Annotated in this window: 21 protein-coding genes; 3 read left to right on the top strand and 18 right to left on the bottom strand. The window is 66.8% G+C overall.

What is annotated here, in order from left to right:
- The 16 genes from ACWF4Z_RS27095 to ACWF4Z_RS27020 form a co-directional block, all read right to left on the bottom strand.
- The gene (locus ACWF4Z_RS27095) at positions 1-525 is read right to left on the bottom strand and encodes a hypothetical protein (protein WP_452245961.1); all 525 of its coding nucleotides are present in this window, start codon (positions 523-525) and stop codon (positions 1-3) included.
- A complete protein-coding gene (locus ACWF4Z_RS27090; protein WP_452245960.1) occupies positions 522-1,814 on the bottom strand; it encodes an MCE family protein in 1,293 nt (430 codons plus the stop codon). The genes ACWF4Z_RS27095 and ACWF4Z_RS27090 overlap by 4 nt, the downstream gene beginning before the upstream one ends.
- The gene (locus ACWF4Z_RS27085) at positions 1,811-3,055 is read right to left on the bottom strand and encodes an MCE family protein (RefSeq protein ID WP_452245959.1); all 1,245 of its coding nucleotides are present in this window, start codon (positions 3,053-3,055) and stop codon (positions 1,811-1,813) included. Before ACWF4Z_RS27085 ends, ACWF4Z_RS27090 begins: the two co-directional genes overlap by 4 nt.
- Entirely contained in the window at positions 3,052-4,239 is a 1,188-nt protein-coding gene (locus ACWF4Z_RS27080) for an MCE family protein (RefSeq protein ID WP_452245958.1), read from the bottom strand. Before ACWF4Z_RS27080 ends, ACWF4Z_RS27085 begins: the two co-directional genes overlap by 4 nt.
- Positions 4,239-5,252 carry an MCE family protein gene (locus ACWF4Z_RS27075; RefSeq protein WP_452245957.1) on the bottom strand — a complete coding sequence of 338 codons (1,014 nt, stop codon included), beginning with the start codon at positions 5,250-5,252 and terminating at the stop codon, positions 4,239-4,241. The genes ACWF4Z_RS27080 and ACWF4Z_RS27075 overlap by 1 nt, the downstream gene beginning before the upstream one ends.
- On the bottom strand, positions 5,249-6,295 hold the full coding sequence (locus ACWF4Z_RS27070; protein WP_452245956.1) for an MCE family protein: 1,047 nt from the start codon (positions 6,293-6,295) through the stop codon (positions 5,249-5,251). The genes ACWF4Z_RS27075 and ACWF4Z_RS27070 overlap by 4 nt, the downstream gene beginning before the upstream one ends.
- Positions 6,292-7,620, bottom strand: a complete 1,329-nt coding sequence (locus tag ACWF4Z_RS27065) for an MCE family protein (RefSeq protein ID WP_452245955.1) — start codon at positions 7,618-7,620, stop codon at positions 6,292-6,294. The genes ACWF4Z_RS27070 and ACWF4Z_RS27065 overlap by 4 nt, the downstream gene beginning before the upstream one ends.
- The gene (locus ACWF4Z_RS27060) at positions 7,617-8,450 is read right to left on the bottom strand and encodes an MlaE family ABC transporter permease (RefSeq protein ID WP_452245954.1); all 834 of its coding nucleotides are present in this window, start codon (positions 8,448-8,450) and stop codon (positions 7,617-7,619) included. Before ACWF4Z_RS27060 ends, ACWF4Z_RS27065 begins: the two co-directional genes overlap by 4 nt.
- 5 nt (positions 8,451-8,455) lie before the next feature.
- Positions 8,456-9,229 carry an MlaE family ABC transporter permease gene (locus ACWF4Z_RS27055; protein ID WP_452245953.1) on the bottom strand — a complete coding sequence of 258 codons (774 nt, stop codon included), beginning with the start codon at positions 9,227-9,229 and terminating at the stop codon, positions 8,456-8,458.
- Complete coding sequence (locus tag ACWF4Z_RS27050) at positions 9,226-10,173, bottom strand: ABC transporter ATP-binding protein (protein WP_452245952.1); 948 nt, start codon at positions 10,171-10,173, stop codon at positions 9,226-9,228. The genes ACWF4Z_RS27055 and ACWF4Z_RS27050 overlap by 4 nt, the downstream gene beginning before the upstream one ends.
- A 237-nt stretch (positions 10,174-10,410) precedes the next feature.
- Entirely contained in the window at positions 10,411-10,797 is a 387-nt protein-coding gene (gene rplL, locus ACWF4Z_RS27045; RefSeq protein WP_452245951.1) for a 50S ribosomal protein L7/L12, read from the bottom strand.
- Positions 10,798-10,860: 63 nt separating this feature from the next.
- The gene (gene rplJ / locus ACWF4Z_RS27040; RefSeq protein ID WP_452245950.1) at positions 10,861-11,481 is read right to left on the bottom strand and encodes a 50S ribosomal protein L10; all 621 of its coding nucleotides are present in this window, start codon (positions 11,479-11,481) and stop codon (positions 10,861-10,863) included.
- A gap of 242 nt (positions 11,482-11,723) precedes the next feature.
- Positions 11,724-12,884, bottom strand: a complete 1,161-nt coding sequence (locus tag ACWF4Z_RS27035) for an MFS transporter (RefSeq protein WP_452245949.1) — start codon at positions 12,882-12,884, stop codon at positions 11,724-11,726.
- A 246-nt stretch (positions 12,885-13,130) separates the two neighbouring features.
- On the bottom strand, positions 13,131-13,535 hold the full coding sequence (locus tag ACWF4Z_RS27030; protein ID WP_452245948.1) for a RidA family protein: 405 nt from the start codon (positions 13,533-13,535) through the stop codon (positions 13,131-13,133).
- A 15-nt stretch (positions 13,536-13,550) separates the two neighbouring features.
- On the bottom strand, positions 13,551-14,285 hold the full coding sequence (locus tag ACWF4Z_RS27025) for an IclR family transcriptional regulator (protein ID WP_452245947.1): 735 nt from the start codon (positions 14,283-14,285) through the stop codon (positions 13,551-13,553).
- Complete coding sequence (locus tag ACWF4Z_RS27020) at positions 14,282-15,259, bottom strand: sugar kinase (protein ID WP_452245946.1); 978 nt, start codon at positions 15,257-15,259, stop codon at positions 14,282-14,284. Before ACWF4Z_RS27020 ends, ACWF4Z_RS27025 begins: the two co-directional genes overlap by 4 nt.
- Positions 15,260-15,400: 141 nt before the next feature.
- Between ACWF4Z_RS27020 and ACWF4Z_RS27015 the strand changes: the two genes are divergently transcribed.
- The 3 genes from ACWF4Z_RS27015 to ACWF4Z_RS27005 are packed head-to-tail and all read left to right on the top strand — an operon-like array spanning position 15,401 to position 18,930.
- Positions 15,401-16,702 (top strand): amino acid deaminase, encoded by a 1,302-nt coding sequence (locus ACWF4Z_RS27015; RefSeq protein WP_452245945.1) that lies wholly within the window; start codon positions 15,401-15,403, stop codon positions 16,700-16,702.
- Position 16,703: 1 nt separating this feature from the next.
- Positions 16,704-18,287 carry an N-acyl-D-amino-acid deacylase family protein gene (locus tag ACWF4Z_RS27010; protein ID WP_452245944.1) on the top strand — a complete coding sequence of 528 codons (1,584 nt, stop codon included), beginning with the start codon at positions 16,704-16,706 and terminating at the stop codon, positions 18,285-18,287.
- Between the two features lie 10 nt (positions 18,288-18,297).
- Positions 18,298-18,930, top strand: coding sequence for a bifunctional 4-hydroxy-2-oxoglutarate aldolase/2-dehydro-3-deoxy-phosphogluconate aldolase (locus tag ACWF4Z_RS27005; RefSeq protein ID WP_452245943.1), 633 nt, complete (start codon positions 18,298-18,300; stop codon positions 18,928-18,930).
- Here ACWF4Z_RS27005 and ACWF4Z_RS27000 read toward each other — a convergent pair whose 3' ends face one another.
- Together ACWF4Z_RS27000 and ACWF4Z_RS26995 are read right to left on the bottom strand one after the other, a co-directional pair.
- Complete coding sequence (locus ACWF4Z_RS27000) at positions 18,931-19,623, bottom strand: DUF4097 family beta strand repeat-containing protein (RefSeq protein ID WP_452245942.1); 693 nt, start codon at positions 19,621-19,623, stop codon at positions 18,931-18,933.
- Complete coding sequence (locus tag ACWF4Z_RS26995; protein ID WP_452246003.1) at positions 19,623-20,267, bottom strand: response regulator transcription factor; 645 nt, start codon at positions 20,265-20,267, stop codon at positions 19,623-19,625. The genes ACWF4Z_RS27000 and ACWF4Z_RS26995 overlap by 1 nt, the downstream gene beginning before the upstream one ends.
- Position 20,268: the final 1 nt, after the last annotated feature.

The raw sequence follows: 20,268 nt of genomic DNA, 5'->3' as shown, positions 1-20,268 counted from the left end.
TCACCCCACCATCTCGAGGTCGGCGGTCAGCCACTGGTCCTTCTCGCGGACCAGGTCGAGCTTCATCCGGTACCGGCGCTGCACGCCGTCGGCCGACGCCGAGTTGGTCACGACCGCGTCCACGATCAGCAGCACCTGGGCGGAGTCCTTGTCGTTCGAGACCACCGCCGCCTCCTTCACGTCACCCTTCGAGGTCGCCTTGTCGGTGGTGACCGTGGTCTTCACCGTCGCCAGCGTGTCCTGGAACTCGGACTTGAACTGCCCGGTGGAGTCGTTCACGACCCGCTTGGAGTCGTCGTCCCAGGTCTTGTAGTCGTAGGTGGTGAAGTCCAGGCCCATCTGGCGGGCCGACTTCATCGCCGCGGCGCGCTCGGAGGTGTCGGACTTCTGCTTCCGTAGGGCGATCACCGCGATCGTCATCCCGGCCAGGGAGACGACCAGCAGGAGGCTCAGGCCCCACGCCAGGATCAGCCGGGCTCGCCGGGAGCCGCGGGAAGGGGACTTGCTGAGGGTACTGGAGCTCACTTGCCGGTCACCGGTCCGAGGATAAGGGCTTTCCAGGAGTCGCTGCCGAGCAGGTCAGCCTGTCCGCCGGTGGAGCCGAGGATCAGCTCCGGCGCGCCATCGGTTCCGCCGGCGTCACCGGTGGCCGGGTCGTAGGCCAGACCGTACCCGGGCCGGTTCAGGTCCGGACGCGACGACGGGCTCGGCTTGTTCTGGGCGCCGCGGACATTGACGCCCGTCGACGGGTTCGCCGTACAGCCCGCCTTGTCGTTGGCCTGGGTGTTCGTGACGAGCTGCGGCGGCCGCCTGTCGGTGCCGCCGTACCCGGCCCGGCAGGCTGGTGGGCTGAACCCGAGGACGAGGCCGAAGTGCGCGTCGTAGTGCCCGGTGCCCGGGTCCTTGGCCGGTACGACGTACCCGCCCATCGAGACGGCCGGGTACACCACGAACAACTGCTCGATGGCATCCAGCCGGACCGCTGCTACCTGGCTCACCGTCAGCAGGTTACCGAGCAGCACCGCGAGGTCCGCGCTGTTGTCGTTGATCAGACCGGCCAGCTGCTCCGAGGCCGCCGAGCCCTGGTCGATCACCGTCCGCAGGTCCGTGTCGGAGTTGACCAGGGTGTCGGACAGCAGCGCGAGGTTCTTCGCCCAGGTCTTGATCGCGTCGCCGCTGGCCACCTGGGTGGCGAGCACGGTGTCGCCGTCGTTGATCAGCTTGATCGTCTGCAGCACGTTGGCGTCGGCGTCGTCGATCAGCTTGCCGGAGCTGTCGATGATCTTCTGCAGATCGGTGCCCTTGCCCTTGAGCGCCTCGCCGAGCTCGCGGACGGTGGTCCGCAGGCTCTCCTTGTCGACCGAGTTCACCAGCTGGTCGAGGTTCAGCAGCAGCTCGGTGGTGTCGATCGGGATCGCGGTGTCCTGGCGGGCGATCTTCGAGTTGTTCTGCAGGTACGGACCACCGTCGCGCCGGGGCTGCAGATCGACGTACTGCTCGCCGATCGCGGACCGGTTCGCGACCACGGCCAGGAGGTCGTTCGGGATCTTGGTCTTCTTGTCGATGTCGAGGTCCACGTTGACGCCGTCGGACAGCAGCGTCAGCTTGCCGACCCGGCCGACCGGCTGGCCGCGGTACGTCACCTCGGCGCCGGTGAAGATGCCGCCGGACTCTGCGAAGCTCGCGCTGACGGTGTAGTCCTCGTCGAAGAACAGCTTGTCGACCTGGGCGTACTTCGCACCCACGAACGCGACGCCGACCACGGTGATCAACAGGAACACCATCAGCTGGATCCGGACCGTCCTGGTGATCATTTGACCATCCCCGGCATCAGTGCCCTCGCCAGATCCGGATCGAACCCGGACCGGTTCAGCTTCGGCGTACAGACCGGCAGACCGAGCAGGGTGATGCAGGTGGTCGCCGTACCGGTCGGAACCGGCAGCGACGGCAGGACCGCGCCGGACTTCTGCGGGATCGGCGGGTTGTGGATCGGCAGGCTGATCCGCCCGGTCGGCAGCGCGGTCGGGCCGATGGTCGGCAGATCCAGCCCGATCAGCCCCTTCAGCGCCGATTGGGTGTTCACGTCGAGCGTGATGCCCAGGTTGGTGAAGTCACCCTGCACCGCCCTCGCCGCGCCGTCCGGGAACGGGTAGGTGAAGAGCAGCTGCAGCGAGTTCGGCAGGTCCGTCCCGGCCTTGGCCAGGTTCGTCAGGATCGGGTACAGCGAGTTCAGGTTCGCGACCAGGTCCTTCTGCGCCGACGTGATCACGCGGGTCGCGGTGTTGCCGAGTGTCGCCAGCGCCTGCAGGGTCTTGACCAGGGCCGCACGCTGCTTGTCCAGGGTCGCGATCGACTTCGGCAGCGAGTCGATGGCGGTGGCCAGCGTGGTCTTCTGCGCGTTCAGCTTCTTGGCCAGCGCGTCGACCGCGGTGATCGCGGAGATGATCTGCTGCTTGTTCTGGTCCAGCGTCCCGACGAAGGTGTTCAGCTGCGTCAGCACGCTGCGGATGGCCGGCTCGTTGCCGGTCAGCGCCTTGTTCAGCTCCTGCGTGATGATCTGCAGCTGCGCGACGCCACCGCCGTTCAGCAGCAGTGAGAGCGCGGACAGGACTTCCTCGACCTCGACGTTGCTGGTCGTCCGCGACAACGGGATGACCTCGCCATTGTCGAGCTTGCCGCGCGGCTGCTCCGACCCGGTCGGCCGGGCCAGCGACACGAACTTCTCCCCCAGCAGGCTGGTCTGGCGGATCGTGGCGTGCGTGTTGTCGGGCAGAGCGAGACTCTCCGGCAGCTTGATCCGCACCTTCGCGATGTACCCGTCCAGCCAGACCTTCTGCACCGTGCCGACGGTGACGTCGTCCACCTTCACCGACGACTTCGGCACCAGGTCCAGCACATCGGCGAACTCGACGGTCACCGTGTACGACGGTCCCTTGATCTTCGCGCCACCCGGCAACGGCAGCGAATACACGCTGAAGTCACAGCCGGTCAGCAGGATCGCCAACGCGACCAGGCCGGCGACGAACGACGTACGGTACCGAATTCTGGGTATCACTTGACCAGCCCTCCCAGCGTCGGGTCGACCGGGTCCGGGCTGTTCAACGGCGCCGTCGGCGGCGGGGCCCACGGAGTGCCGGCTGGGCCACCACTTCCCGTGAGGCCGCCGACCAGCTGGCTGATCAGCGGCAGCTTGGGCAGTGCGTCAAGAACAGGCTTGAGGGCCGAACAGGTCGACAGCGGCTGGTTAACCTGCAGTAGCAACGAGCAGATGAACGACGCTGGGTCGTCCAGCTGAGCAACGTTGAGCCGTTGGTCCAGCGTGCCGAACTGCGGGTTGTAGATGCGGGCCAGGTTCCCCAGGCCGAGCGGTGCGGTGTCGAGGATCTCGGCCAGCGCGGCCTTCTCCTTAACCAGGATCTGCGAGAGGTCGGTCGCGCTGGAGACCGTGGTCTTCACCAGCGTCCGGTTGTCCTTCACGAACGACGCGACCTCGCCCAACGCGGTCGCCAGCAACGACAGCGCCTGGGAAAGATCCTTGCGCTCACCGGCCAAGGTCGTCGAGGTGGCGGCGAAGTTGGTGTTGAACTGGCGAACCAGCTGATCGTTCGCGGCCAGCGCGGACACGAACGTCTGCAACTGCCGAACGGTGGCGAACAGGCTCTGCGAGTTGCCCGCCAACGTGCCGGTCAGCTTGGACACATCGGTGATCGTCTGGTTCAGCTTCGCGCCCTGACCGTTCAGGTTCTTCGCCGAGACGTCCAGCAGCCGCGCCAACGCGCCCTGATCGTTCGCGCCCTTCGGACCGAGCGCTACGGACAGGTCGTTCAGGCTCTGGTAGATCTGGTCCAGCTCCAGCGGTACGGCGGTCCGCGCCAGCGGGATCTCGGCACCATCGGCCATCGCGGGACCGCTCGAGTACGCCGGAGTCAGCTGGATGTAGCGGTCCGCCACGATCGACGGCGACGCGATCACCGCCTTGGCCCCGGCCGGCACCTTGTGCTTGGCGTCCCACCAGAACTTCACCCGGACGGTCCGCCCGGCCGGCGTGACGCTCTCGATCTCGCCGACCTTGATGCCGAGGATCCGCACGTCGGACCCCGGATACACCGAGACCGCGCGCGGGAAGTACGCCGTCGCCGTGACGCGATCGGACTTCGGCCACAGCGATACGACGCTGACCGCGAGGATCACCACGACCACGCCGATCGCGACCAGCCGGGACAGCCACTGGACCTTCATCAGCTGCCACCTCCCAGCAGCGGCGGCAGGCCGGGGATCGGCACCTTCGGCAACGGGATCTCCGGGACCGGCGCCAGATTCTGCAGGTAGACGTCGAACCACGGCCCGGTGCCGAGCGTGTTGGTGAAGACGCGGACGAACGGCACCAGACCACGGATGCTGGCATCCAGCGAGTTCTGGTTCTTCAGCAGGACGGCGAGGACGGCGTTCACCTTCGTCAGGGTCGGGCCGAGATCCTTGCGGTTCTCCCGGACCAGTGCGGTGATCTGCGCGGCGAGCTTCTGCGTCGAGACCAGCAGCTCGTGGATCAGCGCCCGGCGGGCCTGCACGGCCTGGAACACCGTGTTCCCGTCCTTCATCAGCTTGATCAGTTCTTGGTTGCGGTCGGCAAGGACCTTGGTCACCACGTTGGAGTGCTGCAGCAACAACTTGAGCTGCTCGTCCCGCTTGGCGACGTTCCGCGACAGCCGGGACAGGCCGGTCAGTGAGGCCTGCACTTCCTCCGGCGTGTTCTTGAACGTCGCCGACAACGTGTCCAGGGCCTTGGCCAGCTGGGCGGTGTCGATCCGCTCGGTCGTGTTGGCCAGATCCGTGAACGCGTCGACGACGTCGTACGCCGAGACCGTCCGGGCCAGCGGGATCTCGGTGCCGGGCTTGAGCTCGCCGCCGCCGGCCGGGTCCAGTTTGAGGTACTTCTGCCCGAGCAGCGTCTTGATCTTCATCTCGGCGCTGGTCTGGTCGCCGAGCTTCACGCCCTTGTCCACCACGAAGTCGACCCGCACGTGCGTGCCCTCGAGCTCGACCTTGCGGACCTGCCCGACCCGGACGCCGGCCACCCGGATCTCGTCGTTCGGCTTCAGTCCGCCGGCCTCGGAGAACTGCGCGGAGTACTTCGTCCCGCCGCCGATCAGCGGGAGATCCTGTGCCTTGAACGCGGCCAGCATGATCAGCCCGATCACCGTCAGGCCGATGACGCCGATCGTCACCTGGTTCTGCTCGCGGAAGGGCTTCACTTCTGGCACCTCGCGGAGTTCAGGTCGTAGGCCACCGGGATGCGCGTCCCGGTGGGCAGGGTGACGTTGCCGTCGAAGTTGCACAGGTAGAAGTTGAACCAGGATCCGTACGTCGCGGTCCGGGTCATCGTGTTCAGCTTCTCCGGCATGAACTGCAGCGTCTTCACCCAGATCGCCTGGGTGTCGTCGAGGGTGCTGGCGGTGATGCGCAGTTTGTCCAGGTCGGCCTTGATCGGCACCCGGGTCTGCTGCAGCAGGCCGGCGGTCTTGCTGTTCAGCGAGTTGATCGAGCCGAGCGAGTTGAGGATCGGGGTGATGTCCTGGCTGAGCCCGGTGATGAACTGCTGCAGGTTCACCAGCAGCTGGGAGAAGTTCTGCTGCCGCTGCGAGACGATCTGCAGGGTGGAGGTCAGGTTGGTGATCAGATCGCCGATCACCTGATCCGCGTCGGCCAGCGTGGTGGTCAGCGACGCGGTCTTCGCGAGCAGCGACTCGATCGTGCCGCCCTCGCCCTGCAGCACCTTGATCACCTCGAACGCGAACTGGTTCACGTCCGCGGGGGTCAGCGCGGTGAAGAGCGGCTTGAAACCGTTGAACAGCACGGACAGGTCCAGTGCCGGCGCCGTGCGTTCCTTCGGGATGACGCCGTTCTTCTTCAGCCGCGGGCCGCCACCGATACCATCGGTCAGCGCGATGTAGCGGTTGCCGACCAGGTTCCGGTAGCGCAGCGTCGCGTGCGTGGAGGTGTCGAGAATCTGGTCGGCGTCGACGCTGAACGTCACCATCGCCAAGCCGCTCTGCCCGCCGTTGGTCTGGTCCAACGCGATCTTGTCGACCTGCCCGACCTTCACACCGGCGATCCGGATGTCGTCACCCGTGTTCAGCCCGACGGCATCGGTGAACACGGCCCGGTACTTCGTGGTCGAGTTGAAGGTGATGTTCCCGATCGTCACCGCCAGCAGCGCGGTCGCGATCGTCGTGACCACGACAAAGATCGCCAGCCGCACGGTGTCGAACGTCGTCTTGCGGTCGAGGAAACTCATTTGAGGTTCACCTGCCCGCCGCGGAGGAGCGGGCCGACCAGGAGGGTGGTCAGGTCGGGTACGTCGTTCGCCGGGATGCCCATCGCCGGGGCGACGACCGAGTTGACGACCTTCTGCTCGGCCGGCGTGCCGACGCCCTGGGTGTCCATGTCGAAGCCGGGCATCGCCCGGTTCAGCTGCAGGTTGAGCGGGAAGCGCGTCGTCTTGTTGTGGTCGCCGATCACGCCGTCGTCACCGGTGATGTAGGGCGCCGGGTTCTGCTGCGTGTACGGACCTGGCTTCGATCCGGGCTGGCTGTAGTTCTTGCCGACGCAGGTCGGTCCGCGGTGGTCCTTGTAGACGGGCAGCTCGTTCGGCGCGTACGGCGTCGGCTGGTTGGTGATCAGCTCGAGGTTGATGTTCAGCTGGCCGTTGCGGAACGTGTCGTTCAGGATCGGCGTCGTGTCCGTCATCACCTTGAGGAAGCACGGCACCTCGGGTGAGTACCGCTCGAGCAGGTCCAGCACCGGCCTGCTCACCTCGCCCAGCCGGATCACGCGATCCTCGTTGACCTTGAGGAACGTGTTGCCGGTCGTGGACAGGTTCTGCACGTCGCCGAAGAACTTCTGCAGCTGCACCTGCTTCTCCACCACGGTGTTGCCGGTGATGGTCAGGTTGCGCAGGGCCGTGACGAGATCCGGCGTGGCATCGCCGTACAACTGGGCGACCTGGGTCAGCTTGGTCAGCGCCTGCATCAGCTTGGGGACGCTCGGATTCAGCTTCTTCAGGTAGCCGTCCAGCTGGGTCAGCGTGCCGGCGATCTCGGCGCCGCGACCCTCCAGGGCGGTGGCCAGCGTGTTCAGCGTGGCATTCAGGTCCGCTGGGTCGACGGCTTGCAGCAGCGGGAGTGCGTCGTTCAGGACCTTCTCGATCTCGATACCGACCGCTGTCTTGTCGCGCGAGATCACGTCGCCGGCCCGGATGTGCTGCCCCTCGGCGCCGGCCGGCGGCACCAGCGCGACGTACTTCTCGCCGAACAGCGTCTTCGGCAGGATCCGCGCGCTGACCGCGCTGGAGATCTCGTCGATCTGATCGGGCTTGAGCGCCAGGTCGACGGTCGCCTCGTCGCCATCGGTGGAGACTCCGGTGACCTCGCCGACGATGATGCCGCGCAGCTTCACGTCGGCGTGCTCGTTCAGCTGCAGGCCGATGTGGCTGGTCTTCAGCTCGACGTCCACGGTCTTGGTGAAGACCTTGGCGTAGAAGGCGTACGTCAGCCACAGCAGGAAACACAGCACGCCGATGAAGGCGATGCCGAGCACCTTGTGCGAGAAGATTCGGGTCATCCGGCCAGCCTCACGGTGGTCGTCGTACCCCAGATGGCCATCGACAACAGCAGGTCGACCACGTTGATCACGACGATCGACGTCCGTACGGCGCGGCCGACAGCGACACCGACTCCGGCCGGACCGCCGGTCGCGTGGTAGCCGTGGTAGCAGTGCACCAGGATCACCAGCACGGAGAAGACAAGCACCTTCCCGAACGACCAGAGCACGTCGCCGGGCGGTAAGAACAGATGGAAATAGTGGTCGTACGTGCCCGTGCTCTGCCCGTAGAAGGTGGTCACGGTGAGTCTGGTGGCGAAGTACGACGACAACAGGCCGACGACGTACAGCGGAATCACCGCGACCAGACCGGCGATGATCCGGGTCGTGACCAGGAACGGCAGCGACGGGATCGCCATCACCTCGAGGGCGTCGATCTCCTCGCTGATCCGCATCGCGCCGAGTTGCGCGGTGAAGCCGCAGCCGACCGTCGCGGCCAGCGCGATGCCGGCGATCAGCGGGCCGATCTCGCGGGTGTTGATGTACGCGCTGACGAAGCCGGCGAAGGCCGACGTACCGATCTGGTTCAGCGCCGAGTAGCCCTGCAGGCCGACCTCGGTGCCGGTGAAGAAGGCCAGGAACGTGATCACACCGACCGTGCCGCCGATCACCGCGAGCGCGCCGGAGCCGAGGGTGACCTCGGCCAGCAGCCGGAAGATCTCCTTGCGGTACCGGGTCAGCGACTTGCCGGACCAGGCCAGTGCCTTGATGTAGAAGGCCAGCTGCTCGCCGAGCTTGTCGAGCGAGTTGAGCGGCTTCTTGACCAGAACGTCGAGGGCGGACCCTGCCATCGGATTCACGCCCCCTTCGGCGGGACGAGCTGGAAGTAGATGGCCGTCATCGAGAAGTTCGCGACGAACAGCAGCATGAACGTGATCACGACGGACTGGTTCACCGCGTCACCGACGCCCTTCGGACCGCCACCGGCGTTCACACCCTTGTACGAGGCGACAACCGCGGCGATGAACCCGAACACCAGGGCCTTCGCCTGGCCCTGCCACAGGTCTGGCAGATGTGCGAGCGCAGTGAACGACGCTATGTAGCTACCCGGTGTGCCGTCCTGCAGGACGACGTTGAAGATGTAACCGCCCATCACGCCGACCACGCTGACGAACCCGTTCAGGAAGAACGCGACCAGCATCGTGGCCAGCACGCGCGGCACGACCAGCCGCTGAATCGGGTCGATGCCCAGGACCATCATCGCGTCGAGCTCTTCGCGGATCTTGCGGGAGCCGAGGTCGGCGCAGATCGCGGATCCACCGGCGCCGGCGATCAGCAGCGCGGTCGCGATCGGCGACGCCTCCCGCACAACGGCCAGGACCGCGGCCGAGCCGGTGAACGCCTGCGCGCCGAACTGCTTGATCAGCCCGCCGACCTGCAGCGCGATCACCGCGCCGAACGGGATGGCGACCAGCGCGGTCGGGATGATCGTCACGCTCGCGACGAACCAGGCCTGCTGGAGGAACTCCTTGACCTGAAAAGGCCGCCGGACCGAAGCGCGAGCGGTATCAAGAGCAAAGGCGAACAGCGAACCAGCGGCCTTCAGCGGAGCGGTCGCATCAACCGTCACGTCGCCCCCACTGTCGCGGTGGCAAAGGATCCGGGCGGCGGGGTGACTCCGTTCTCACGGCACCACTCACCTGGCTCACGTTGGGTCGGGCGGCGTACCCCACTGCTGGGCAGCTGCTGCAGCGGGATCGGCGGCAGCGGCGGCAACTCCTGACCGGCCTCGGCGGCGAGCTCGTCGGCGTCCTTCTCCTCGGACATGCCGATCGGGCCGACCATCTGGGCGTTCAGGAACTGGCGGATCACCGGCTCCTCGCTGGACAGCAGCATCTCGCGCGGGCCGAACATCGCCAGGTGCCGGTGATAGAGCATGCCGATGTTGTCCGGCACCGTCCGCGCGGTGTTCACGTCGTGGGTGACGATCAGGAACGTCGGGCCGAAGGCCTCGTTCAGGTCGATCATGACCTGGTTGAGGAACGACGTACGCACGGGATCGAGACCGGAGTCCGGCTCGTCGACCAGCAGGATCTCGGGGTCGAGCACCAGCGCGCGGGCCAGGCCGGCCCGCTTGCGCATCCCGCCGGAGATCTCGCCGGGCAGCTTCCGCTCCGCGCCGACCAGGCCGACCATCTCCATCTTCTCCATCACGATGGAACGGATGTCGGACTCGGACTTCTTGGTGTGCTCGCGCAGCGGGAACGCCACGTTGTCGTAGAGGTTCATCGAGCCGAACATCGCGCCGTCCTGGAAGAGCACGCCGAACAGTCGCCGTACCTCGTAGAGCTCGCGCTCCGAGCACGCGGCGATATCGGTGCCCTCGATGAACACATGGCCCTTGTCGGGCTTGAGCAGACCGATCAACGTCTTGAGGAAGACGGACTTGCCGGTACCGGAGGGGCCGAGCATCACGCAGATCTCACCGGCCGGCAGGGTCAGGGACACATCGCCCCAGATCAGCTGGCTTCCGAAGGACTTGGTGAGACCTTCGACGCGGACTTCAACGCCCACCTGGCCCTCCAATCGGCTCTGCCTCACGGGATTTCACTCTTGGCCCCGAACCGACGAGTGCTTCGGTCTCAACGAGGGAGCAGTGGCCTAGGTTACGCACGAGTACAGTTTTGCGTAACCCCTGGCAGTCAAGCGATTGCGATCCTAACCACGAGGCAATGCAGAAAGGGCGGCCCCCTTGCAGGGACCGCCCTTCTCTACACATTCGTTACGTCCAATAGCTGAACGTAACTGAGATCACTTGAGGGTGACGGTGGCGCCGGCAGCCTCGAGGGACTCCTTGGCCTTCTCGGCGGCAGCCTTGTCGACCTTCTCCAGGACGGCCTTCGGGGCCGACTCGACGAGGTCCTTGGCCTCCTTCAGCCCAAGGCTGGTGAGACCACGCACCTCCTTGATGACCTGGATCTTCTTGTCGCCGGCGCTCTCGAGAACGACGTCGAACTCGTCCTGCTCCGCGGCCTCTTCGACCGGGGCACCCGGGGCGCCCGGGGCAGCGGCAACGGCAACCGGGGCGGCGGCGGTGACGCCGAACTCCTCCTCGAAAGCCTTAACGAACTCCGACAGCTCCAGCAGGGTCAGTTCCTTGAACTGGCCGAGGAGCTCTTCGGTGCTGAGCTTCGCCATTGTGGCGGTCCTTCCTAACGATGGTGCTGATGATCACTGATGGGTGTACTGCTGAGATCCGCGTCAGCCTTCGGCCGGCGCAGCCTCCTCGGTGCTCGCCTCGGCAGGTGCCTCGACCGTGTCCTGCACGGGTGCCTCGTCCGCCACTGCATCCTGCACAGGTGCGGCCTCGGCCGGCAGCTTCTCCTGCAGCGCCGCGAACAGGCGCGCGGCCTGCGACAGCGGAGCAGCGAACAACGACACCGCTTGCTGCGGAGCCGCCTTCATCGCACCTGCGAGCTTCGCGAGGAGGACCTCACGCGACTCCAGGTCAGCGAGCTTGTTGATCTCGTCAGAGCCGAGTGCCTTGCCTTCCAGCACTCCACCCTTGATGACGAGCAGGGGATTCGCCTTGGCGAAGTCACGCAGTCCCTTGGCCACGACCACCGGGTCGCCCTTGAAGAAGGCGATCGCCGAGGGACCCTCGAGCAGCGAGTCGAACGACTCGACACCCGCGTCCTTGGCCGCGATCTTGGTCAGCGTGTTCTTCACCACGGCGTAGTTCACGTCGTCACCGAGCGTAGTGCGGAGTTCCCGCAACTGCGCCACGGTGAGTCCGCGGTACTCGGTCAGCACGGCACCGGCCGAGCTACGGAACTCGTCCGTCAACTCGGCGACTGCGGCTGCCTTGTCCGGCCTCGCCATGGGGTCTCCTTCGTTTCGCTTCCACGCTTCGACCCCTGGCAAAAAAACTCCACCCAATAAAAAGCGCCCCTGCGCAGGCGCAAGGGGCGTGAACATACAGCTGTCACACTATCCAAGTCACCTGCGCGGGCCGCCCACCTGAGTGGGACTTTCAGCTACCACGTTTGCACATGGCCAGCAACCAGCGGTCTTCGGCAACACACAGTGTGCCCGAAGGTCGCCCCGGAAACCAAATCGGTTCCTCAGGGGCCTTGGGACACGGGGTGCGGCGGGATCCAACGCTTCATCGCGGCCGCGGCGGCCCAGCCCGTCCCGGCCATGATGACGATCGCGGGACCAAGACCGAGCAAGGCGGTGGCGCCGGCCAGTAGTAATGGCCCGGCGCCGTTGCCGGTGTCGGCGAAGAGCCTGAACGCGCCGAGGAACTGGGCTCGCCCGACCGGTGGTGACGCGTCCGCGCCCAAGGTCATGATCACGCCTGCACCCAGGCCGTTCCCGACTCCCATCAGCAGGGCGACTGCGGTCAGCGTGACGGCCGTGTGAGTGAGTGGCAGCAACAGATGGGCAAGACCCAGCACGAACATGGACGGTACGGCGACCCACTTGCGGCCCATGCGGTCCATCACCGAGCCGGCTGGATAGAACAGGAACATGTCGACCGCACCGGAGAGTCCGAAGATGATGCTGGTCGTCTGAGCATCAAGGCCGATGTGAAGTGCCCAGAGGGGGATCACCACCTGGCGTGACGCGCGGACTGCCCCGACCAGCAGCGCACCGACACCAAGAGTCCGCAGTACCGGGATGTGGTCGCGAATCACCGTCCAGGTCGACTGTGCCGCGACCGGGCGGCTGCCCCGCGCGTGTGCAACATCCGGAAGGCTCAGTAGGACAACACATGCCAGCAGCGCGGCGACCAGGTGCACCCAGTAGGCGCCGTCCGTACCGAGGAACTTCATCGCCAGCGCGCCCAGGAACGGTCCGATGAACGAGCCGATCCGCTGGACGCCTCCCAGTGTGGACAGTGCACGAGCCCGGAGCTCGATCGGCACCGCTTCACTGAGATAGGCCTGCCGAGCCAGGCCCCAGACCGCACCGGCCAGTCCGGTGCAGGCGATCGCCAGGGCAAGCCCCCAGACGTTCGGTACGACCAGACACGCGGCCAGAGCCACCGAGACCAGGACGGTCGCGCCCAGCATCGCCCTGCGTTCACCGATCCGGTTGGTCAGCGCACCGGCCGGGATATCGCCGATCACCTGCCCGAGTCCGGCAGCGGCGACCACCAGCCCTGCTACTGCGACCGAAGCACCCAGATGCGTCGCCGACAACGCGACGACGGGTGCGATCGCCCCCTGACCGATTCCGTAGAGCAATGCGGGCAGATAGATCGCAGGGGCGATCTTCAACAGACTCCGCGCCTGCGACATCACCGCCTGCCGGCCGGTCTGGCACCGAGCATCCCGAACTCCTCCATCCGGCTGCGCCCATTACGTCGAGCAGGTCGATTGGCAAACGATTGCCGTCGACAATGCTGTCACAGGCGACGCCCGACCGCGGACGGCGCTCGCTCAGTGGACGGCCGGAGGGATGCGCTTCGATCAGTCCGCGACGTGCCACCTGGTGCTAGTGCACGGCGCCAGGTGGCACGGCGGTCAGCTGAGGACGGCGAGGGCGTCGATCTCGACCAGCATGTCCGGCAGCGGGAGGCCGGTGAAGACGGTGGTCCGGGACGGGAGGACGCCGCTGGGGGTGCGGCTGGACATGAACTCGGCGTACGCGTCGTTCATCGCGGTGAAGTCGTCGCGCGTGGTCAGGTAGACGCGCAGCATCAGTACGTCGTCGATGCTCGCGCCGCCGGCCTTGAGGATCGCCTCGATGTTCTGCAGGACCCGCGTGGTCTGCGCCTTCACGTCACCGGTGAAGACGAACTGGCCACTGGCCGGATCGACCGAACCCTGGCCGGACACCTGCAGGATGTTGCCCTTGCGCACTCCCTGCGAGAACACCGGCATCGGAGTGGGTGCGTCGGTGGTGGAGATGACGGTCTTGTCGGACATCAGGTCTGACACCTCTCAGTTGTAGTCGGCGGTGATCGCCTTCGTGGTCGCGAGCAGGTCGGGCAGGAGCTCGAGCACTTGCGCATAGTTCAGCAGTACGTCGGGGACCGACACTGACACGGCCCCCACGACCCGCCCGTCGCGGTCCGTGATCGGTGCGCCGACACAGTTGATGAACGACTCGTGCTCAGCCCGGTCCTGGGCCCAGCCACGCTCCCGGACCAGGTCCAGCTCGTCCCGCAGTGTGTCGGGTTCGGTGATCGTGTTCGGCGTGTAGGCGTGATAGTCCATCGACGCCAGCAACGCCTCCCGCGACCGTGTGGGCTGCGCGGCGAGGAGCACCTTCCCGACCGCAGTGCAGTGCAAAGCCGCCGGTACGCCGACCTGCGAGTACATCCGCACCGACCGCACACTGTCGAGCTTGTCGATGTAGATGGCCTCACCGCTCTCCCAGGCGGCCAGATGCACGGTCTGACCGGTCTTCTGGTTCAGCTCACGCAGATGCGGTGCCGCGACTTCCCGTACGACGTGCTGCTCGCGGGCAACGTCCGCCAACGCGAACAGCCGCGAACCCAACCGATACCGGTGCGCCGCGTCACGCCGTACGAATCGCTCTGCCTCCATCGTCCGCAGCAGTCGCAGCACAGTCGTCTTGTGTACGTCGAGCTCGGCCGCCAACTGATCCAGCGACCGCTCGCCCTCGCTGAGACTCGCCAGGATCTGCAGGGCTCTCCCGAGGCTCTGGCTCATACTTTGGTCGCCGCCCACTCCTCGTCGGAGCAGGTCAGCAGCCGTTCACGCACGGCAGGCTCCAGCGGCGCGGCGTGGTCCTCCGGCACGATCAGCACCGCCGCCGCGGTCAGATGCCCCAGCCGGAGCCGCTGCCTCATCGGCAGCCCCTGCAACGTCCCTGCCAGGAACCCGGCCGCAAACGCGTCACCCGCGCCAACCGGCTCAACCACGTCAACCGTCAGCGAGGGAACCTCAGTACGCCGACCGTCCGGCTCCAGCACCACCGCAGTGTGCGCGTCGTTCTTCACGACCAACGTCCCGCCGATTCGTTCATGCAGCTCGGCAGGGTCCCCTGTGCCCGCGAAGACCTGCGCCTCATCCGCACCGATCAGTACGACGTCGGCCGCGCGAAGCAATCGCCAGAGTGGCTCAGGGTCCTTGTCACGCCACAGCACCGGCCGCCAGTTCAGGTCGACACTCAGGAGAAAGCGGTGGTCCTGCGCTGCCAGGCGTTCCAGCATGTCTGCCGCAGTAGTGGAGATGGCTGCAGTGATTCCGGTGGTGTGAACGACCTGCGCGTTCGCCAACCGCTCGCGGACCTCAGGACGATCCAGGAACGCCGGATCCATCGCGGCCGCCGCCGAACCGGTCCGGTAGTAGTGCATCCGGGAGCGCCCGTCGAAAGACTCCTTCACATAGAGCGCAGTGGGCCGTTGGGGATCCAGCTCAACCCCACCGACCTCAACGCCGCGCCCCTGCAGATCACGTAGCACGTGCCGGCCGAAGCCGTCGTCACCGAGCCGCGAGACCCAACTGGTCGCAACCCCCAGTGCAGCGAGCCCACCAGCCACGTTGCACTCCGCCCCACCCACTGACCGCCGGAACGTCTCCACGTCCTCCAGCGCGGTCCCCGGCGTACCCGCGAGCATGATCATCGCCTCGCCGACGCACACCGCGGCCGGGCGCGCTGTCTCACCGACCGACTCGGGCATCTGCACTCCTCGGGCGCGAAGTGATGGGATAGGTGTGAAGTAGCGGTCATTGACGCAACTTTGGGCGCGATGCTACAACCGACAAGTCAGAATACGCAATGAACGTTGCGTATTCTGCAACTCACTCCATCAGAGGACTTCATGCCTGCTTACGATGCCGACGCCGTCGCCGCTCTCGCCGACCAGCGGGTCAGCTGGCAGGACAAGGCCCTGCCGCCCGCCTTCTGGGGCAAGACCGTCGCCGAGGTGCTGGCCGAGAAGCCCCCGCTCTCGCGGTTCCCGACCCCGCTGATGACGCTGTCCGCGCCCGGCCTGCGCCACAACGTGGACACGCTCGCCCGGTGGTGCACCCGCCACGGCGTCGAGCTCGCACCGCACGGCAAGACCACGATGGCGCCGGCGCTCTGGGCGATGCAGCTCGACGCCGGCTGCTGGGGAATCACGCTGGCCAACGCCTTCCAGCTCGGCGTCGCCCGCGCGTACGGCGTCCAACGCGTCCTGATCGCGAACGCGGTGATCTCCCCGCTGCAGCTGCGCTGGATCGCCGACGAGCTCGCGGCGGATCCGTCGTTCGAGCTGATGGTGTGGGCCGACTCGGTGCGGACTGTCGAGATCATGGAGGCCGCACGATCGGCGTACGTCGGTCCTGATGCGCGCCCGCTCGACGTCCAGGTCGAGGTCGGTGGCATCGGCGGCCGGACCGGCGCCCGCGACGCCGAGACCGCGCTGGCCGTCGGCGAGGCGATCGCTCAGGCATCGACGTTGCGGCTGGCCGGGGTCGCCGGGTACGAGGGCGCGATCGGGCACGGGATCGACGAGGCCGACCTCGAGGAGGTCCGTGCGTATCTGCGCGACCTGGCCGACGTTCATCATCGGCTGCGCGATCTGTACGACGAGGACGTCGTACCGGTGGTGTCGGCCGGCGGCAGCCAGTACTTCGAGCAGGTCGCGAAGGTGCTTGCGTCGCTCGCGGGCGAGGGCGCGCGGGTCGTGCTGCGGTCCGGCGCCTACATCGCCCACGACGACGGGCTCTACCGCCGGGTGTCGCCGCTCGGCGAGTCGCCGCGAACCGACGGCGAGCAGTTGGTGTCGGCGATGCACGCATGGGTCCGGATCACCTCGCAGCCCGAGCCCGGGCTGGCGATCTTCGATGCGGGCAAGCGCGATCTGCCGTTCGACCAGGACATGCCGGAGCCGCAGCTGATCCGGCCGCGCGCCGACGGCGAGCCGATCCTGGCAGCCACGGGTATGACGGTCACCAAGCTCAACGATCAGCACGGGTTCCTGCGCTTCGACGAGGTTCCGGTGGTGATCGGCGACGAGCTCCGGGTCGGCCTGTCGCATCCGTGTACGGCGTTCGACAAGTGGGGTCTGATCCCGGTCGTCGACGACCCGGACGCGATCGATCCGGTCGTGGTCGACCTGGTCCGAACGTTCTTCTGAGATGGCAGATCTCCTGATCACCGGCGCCTTGGTGCTGGACGGTTCCGGGGCTCCCGGCGTACGGGCCGATGTGGCGGTCGAGGCTGACCGGATCGTGGCTATCGGCAACGATCTGCCGTCGGCCCGGCGGACGATCGACGCGGACGGCCTGGCGTTGTCGCCCGGCTTCATCGACATGCACGCGCACTCCGACCTGCAGATCCTGGCCAACCCGGACCACACCGCGAAGGTCAGCCAGGGCGTCACGCTGGAGGTGCTCGGACAGGACGGTCTGTCGTTCGCGCCGATCGACGACCCGACCCGGACGGCGGTGCGCCGCCAGATCGCCGGCTGGAACGGCGAGCCCGACGACTTCGACTTCACCTGGTCGACGGTCGCCGGGTACCTCGACCGGCTCGACCAGGGGATCGCCTGCAACGCGGCGTACCTGGTCCCGCAGGGCACGCTGCGGATGATGGTCGTCGGCACGTCCAACCGGCCCGCAACCCGGGCCGAGCTCGACGAGATGAAGCGGCTGCTCGCCGAAGGACTGCGGGACGGCGCGGTCGGCATGAGCAGCGGGCTCACCTACACACCGGGGATGTTCGCGACCACGGACGAGCTGGTCGAGCTCTGCGAGGTCGTCGCGCAGTACGGCGGGTACTACGCGCCACACCAGCGGTCGTACGGCAAGGGTGCGCTCGATGCGTACGCCGAGATGGTCGAGGTGGCACGGCGTTCCGACTGTGCCCTGCACCTGACCCACGCGGTGATGAACTTCGGACCGAACGGCGGTCGCGGTACCGAACTGGTCGCGATGATCGACAAGGCGCTTGCCGCGGGCATCGATGTCACCACGGACACCTACCCGTACTTGCCTGGAGCAACCACCTTGGCTGCGATCCTGCCGAGCTGGACGGCCGAGGGTGGGCCGGACGCGTTGGTGGGCCGGCTGCGTGATCCGGCGATGCGCGAGCGGATCACGTACGAGATGGAGAACATCGGCTCGGACGGCTGCCACGGCTGCGTGATCGAGTGGGAGACCATCGAGATCGGCGGGGTGCGTAATCCAGCCCTGTCCGGCGCCGTTGGTCGTACTGTCGCGGCGCTCGCGGCAGAGGCCGGCACGTCGTCGGCTGACGTCTTCTACGACCTGCTGATCGAGGACGATCTCGCGACGTCGATCCTGCAGCACGTGGGTCACGAGGAGAACGTTCGGACGATCATGCGTCACCGCAGCCACACCGGCGGTTCCGACGCGATCCTGGTCGGGGCCAAACCTCATCCGCGTTCGTGGGGCACGTTCCCGCGGTACTTGTCCCGGTACGTGCGGGAGCTCGGCGTACTGGAGTTGGCGGACTGCGTGCATCACCTCACCGGCCGACCGGCGAGGCGGTTGCGGTTGACGGACCGCGGTCTGATCCGACTCGGCTATCGCGCTGACCTCGTGCTGTTCGATCCCGCGACCGTGCACGACAACGCCACCTTCGACAACCCCCGCCAACAGGCTTCGGGGATCCCTTACGTATTCGTGAACGGCGTACCCGTTATCGACGACGGGATCCGTACCGATGCGCTTCCTGGTAACGCGATCCGCCGATTGTGAGAGGACTTTCATGAACACGCTGGACCTACTGCGGGCCGATCGGGTGCTGACCGTCGTACGGGCGCCGGAGATCTCTGACGCCCGCGATTTGTGTGTGGCGTTGGTTGCCGGTGGCATTCATGTGGTGGAGCTGACCTACACCACGCCGGACCTGCCCCGACACCTCGAGCGGGCGGCGTCGACTGCGGCTGAGACCGGTGCTGTCGTTGGCGCTGGCACTGTGCAGACCGGTGTGCAAGCACAGCAGGCGATCGATGCCGGGGCGCAGTTCCTGGTGACGCCTGGGCAGGGTCCGGACGCTGCCGCCATCGCCGCGGCCGCGTCGTCCGCCGGGATCCCCGTGGTCCTCGGCGCCTTCACTCCATCCGAGGTGATGACGGCGTTGGCCTTGGGGTCGGCCGCGGTGAAGATCTTCCCCGCACATCAACTCGGACCCAAGTACTTCAAGGACCTGAACGGCCCGTTCCCCGGCGTACCGCTGATCCCGTCCGGCGGTGTGAACGCCGACAATGCCCGCGACTTCCTCGACGCAGGCGCCCTCGCCGTCAGCGCCGGCACAAACGTCGTGTCACCTGCCGACGTGGCCGCAGCCAACTGGTCCACGATCACCGACAAGGCCAAGACCTTCTGCGCCGCGCTGTAACTACTGCACCGTGATGCTGCCGTAGCTGGTCCGTAGGTAAAGCCGTCGGGTCGCACTCGGATCGCTAGGCAGGTTGAGCTCGCTCGACCCCTGTGCCGCAACTGCATCGATCGCGTACGCCGCACTCCGCGGGACCTGGACAGTCAACGATCCATCGCTCGCCGTCGCGGTCACCTGCTCGGGCGGCTGGTCGAACATCAGGTCGATCGAGCCACGCTCTGTATCCGCCGAGACCCGCGGACTCTCCAATCCGGTCAGCTCGATCGAACCATCGCTGGCATCCAACGACAGCGGCGAGGCCACCCCGTACCCGTTGATCGAAGCCCGCGTCACCTTCACCCGCGTAGCCGACGCCGGCGGCAGCTCCACGGTGAGCTCGACCAGGCAGTGCCCGTCCGGACAACTCGCATCGATGACCAGCCGACCGTCGGTCGTCGTGACCTGGATCGACGGCTGAGTCACGGTGTACGTCCCATCGGCGGTCACATGCACCCGACCGTCCCCACTGGTCCGCAACACCGTCTGGACATCCGATGTGATCCCGACGCCCTGGGGCCCCGGCTCGAACGACGCGGCGTACGTGTACGGGAGCTTGCCGCGGATCGTCGCCACCGTCACGGCGGCTCCGGTGACGACGAGCACCAGAAGCGGCACCAGTCCGATGATCAGCATCCTCCGCTGCGCGGTCGTCATCACGTGTCCAGGAACCTGAGGACGGCGAGCACCCGGCGATGCTCTCCGTCGGTCGGCGCGAGGTTGAGCTTCAGGAAGATGTTGCTGATGTGCTTCTCGACGGCGCCCTCACCGACGACCAGCGCCTGCGCGATCCCGCCGTTCGACTTGCCTTCGGCCATCGCCCGGAGAACGTCCTGTTCCCGCGGGCTCAGCATCGCCAGCGGGTCGGCACGCCGCGAACGCACCAGCAGCTGCGAGATCACCTCCGGGTCCAGCGCAGCGCCACCGCCCGCGACCCGGCGCAGGCCGTCGATGAACTGATCCACGTCGGCCACCCGGTCCTTCAACAGGTACCCGACTCCGCCCGGGTTCCCGCCGATCAACTCGCTCGCGTACCGCTCCTCGACGTACTGCGACAACACGAGGACGCCCACGTCCGCATACTGCTCGCGGATCACCAGCGCCGCCCGCAGTCCTTCGTCGGTGAACGTCGGTGGCATCCGTACGTCGACCACACACACGTCGGGCCGATGCGCCTCGACCGCCTTCAGCAGTGCGTCACCGTCGCCGACCGCCGCGACCACCGTGCAGTCCTGCTCCTCCAGCAGCCGCACGATGCCCTCGCGCAGCAACACCGAGTCCTCAGCGATCACTACCCGCATC

The organism is Kribbella sp. NPDC055071 (genome assembly GCF_053608045.1).
Note: the sequence above shows the minus strand (reverse complement) of the source record. Positions and strands in the feature narration are given on the sequence as shown.

Coding starts and splice junctions, on each gene's coding strand:
- ACWF4Z_RS27025 (WP_452245947.1), bottom strand. CDS start 14,285: ATGAGCCAGAGCCTCGGGAGAGCCCTGCAGATCCTGGCGAGTCTCAGC.
- ACWF4Z_RS27020 (WP_452245946.1), bottom strand. CDS start 15,259: ATGCCCGAGTCGGTCGGTGAGACAGCGCGCCCGGCCGCGGTGTGCGTC.
- ACWF4Z_RS27005 (WP_452245943.1), top strand. CDS start 18,298: ATGAACACGCTGGACCTACTGCGGGCCGATCGGGTGCTGACCGTCGTA.
- ACWF4Z_RS27030 (WP_452245948.1), bottom strand. CDS start 13,535: ATGTCCGACAAGACCGTCATCTCCACCACCGACGCACCCACTCCGATG.
- ACWF4Z_RS27090 (WP_452245960.1), bottom strand. CDS start 1,814: ATGATCACCAGGACGGTCCGGATCCAGCTGATGGTGTTCCTGTTGATC.
- ACWF4Z_RS27010 (WP_452245944.1), top strand. CDS start 16,704: ATGGCAGATCTCCTGATCACCGGCGCCTTGGTGCTGGACGGTTCCGGG.
- ACWF4Z_RS26995 (WP_452246003.1), bottom strand. CDS start 20,267: ATGCGGGTAGTGATCGCTGAGGACTCGGTGTTGCTGCGCGAGGGCATC.
- ACWF4Z_RS27000 (WP_452245942.1), bottom strand. CDS start 19,623: ATGACGACCGCGCAGCGGAGGATGCTGATCATCGGACTGGTGCCGCTT.
- ACWF4Z_RS27065 (WP_452245955.1), bottom strand. CDS start 7,620: ATGACCCGAATCTTCTCGCACAAGGTGCTCGGCATCGCCTTCATCGGC.
- ACWF4Z_RS27015 (WP_452245945.1), top strand. CDS start 15,401: ATGCCTGCTTACGATGCCGACGCCGTCGCCGCTCTCGCCGACCAGCGG.
- rplJ (WP_452245950.1), bottom strand. CDS start 11,481: ATGGCGAGGCCGGACAAGGCAGCCGCAGTCGCCGAGTTGACGGACGAG.
- ACWF4Z_RS27080 (WP_452245958.1), bottom strand. CDS start 4,239: ATGAAGGTCCAGTGGCTGTCCCGGCTGGTCGCGATCGGCGTGGTCGTG.
- rplL (WP_452245951.1), bottom strand. CDS start 10,797: ATGGCGAAGCTCAGCACCGAAGAGCTCCTCGGCCAGTTCAAGGAACTG.
- ACWF4Z_RS27060 (WP_452245954.1), bottom strand. CDS start 8,450: ATGGCAGGGTCCGCCCTCGACGTTCTGGTCAAGAAGCCGCTCAACTCG.
- ACWF4Z_RS27070 (WP_452245956.1), bottom strand. CDS start 6,295: ATGAGTTTCCTCGACCGCAAGACGACGTTCGACACCGTGCGGCTGGCG.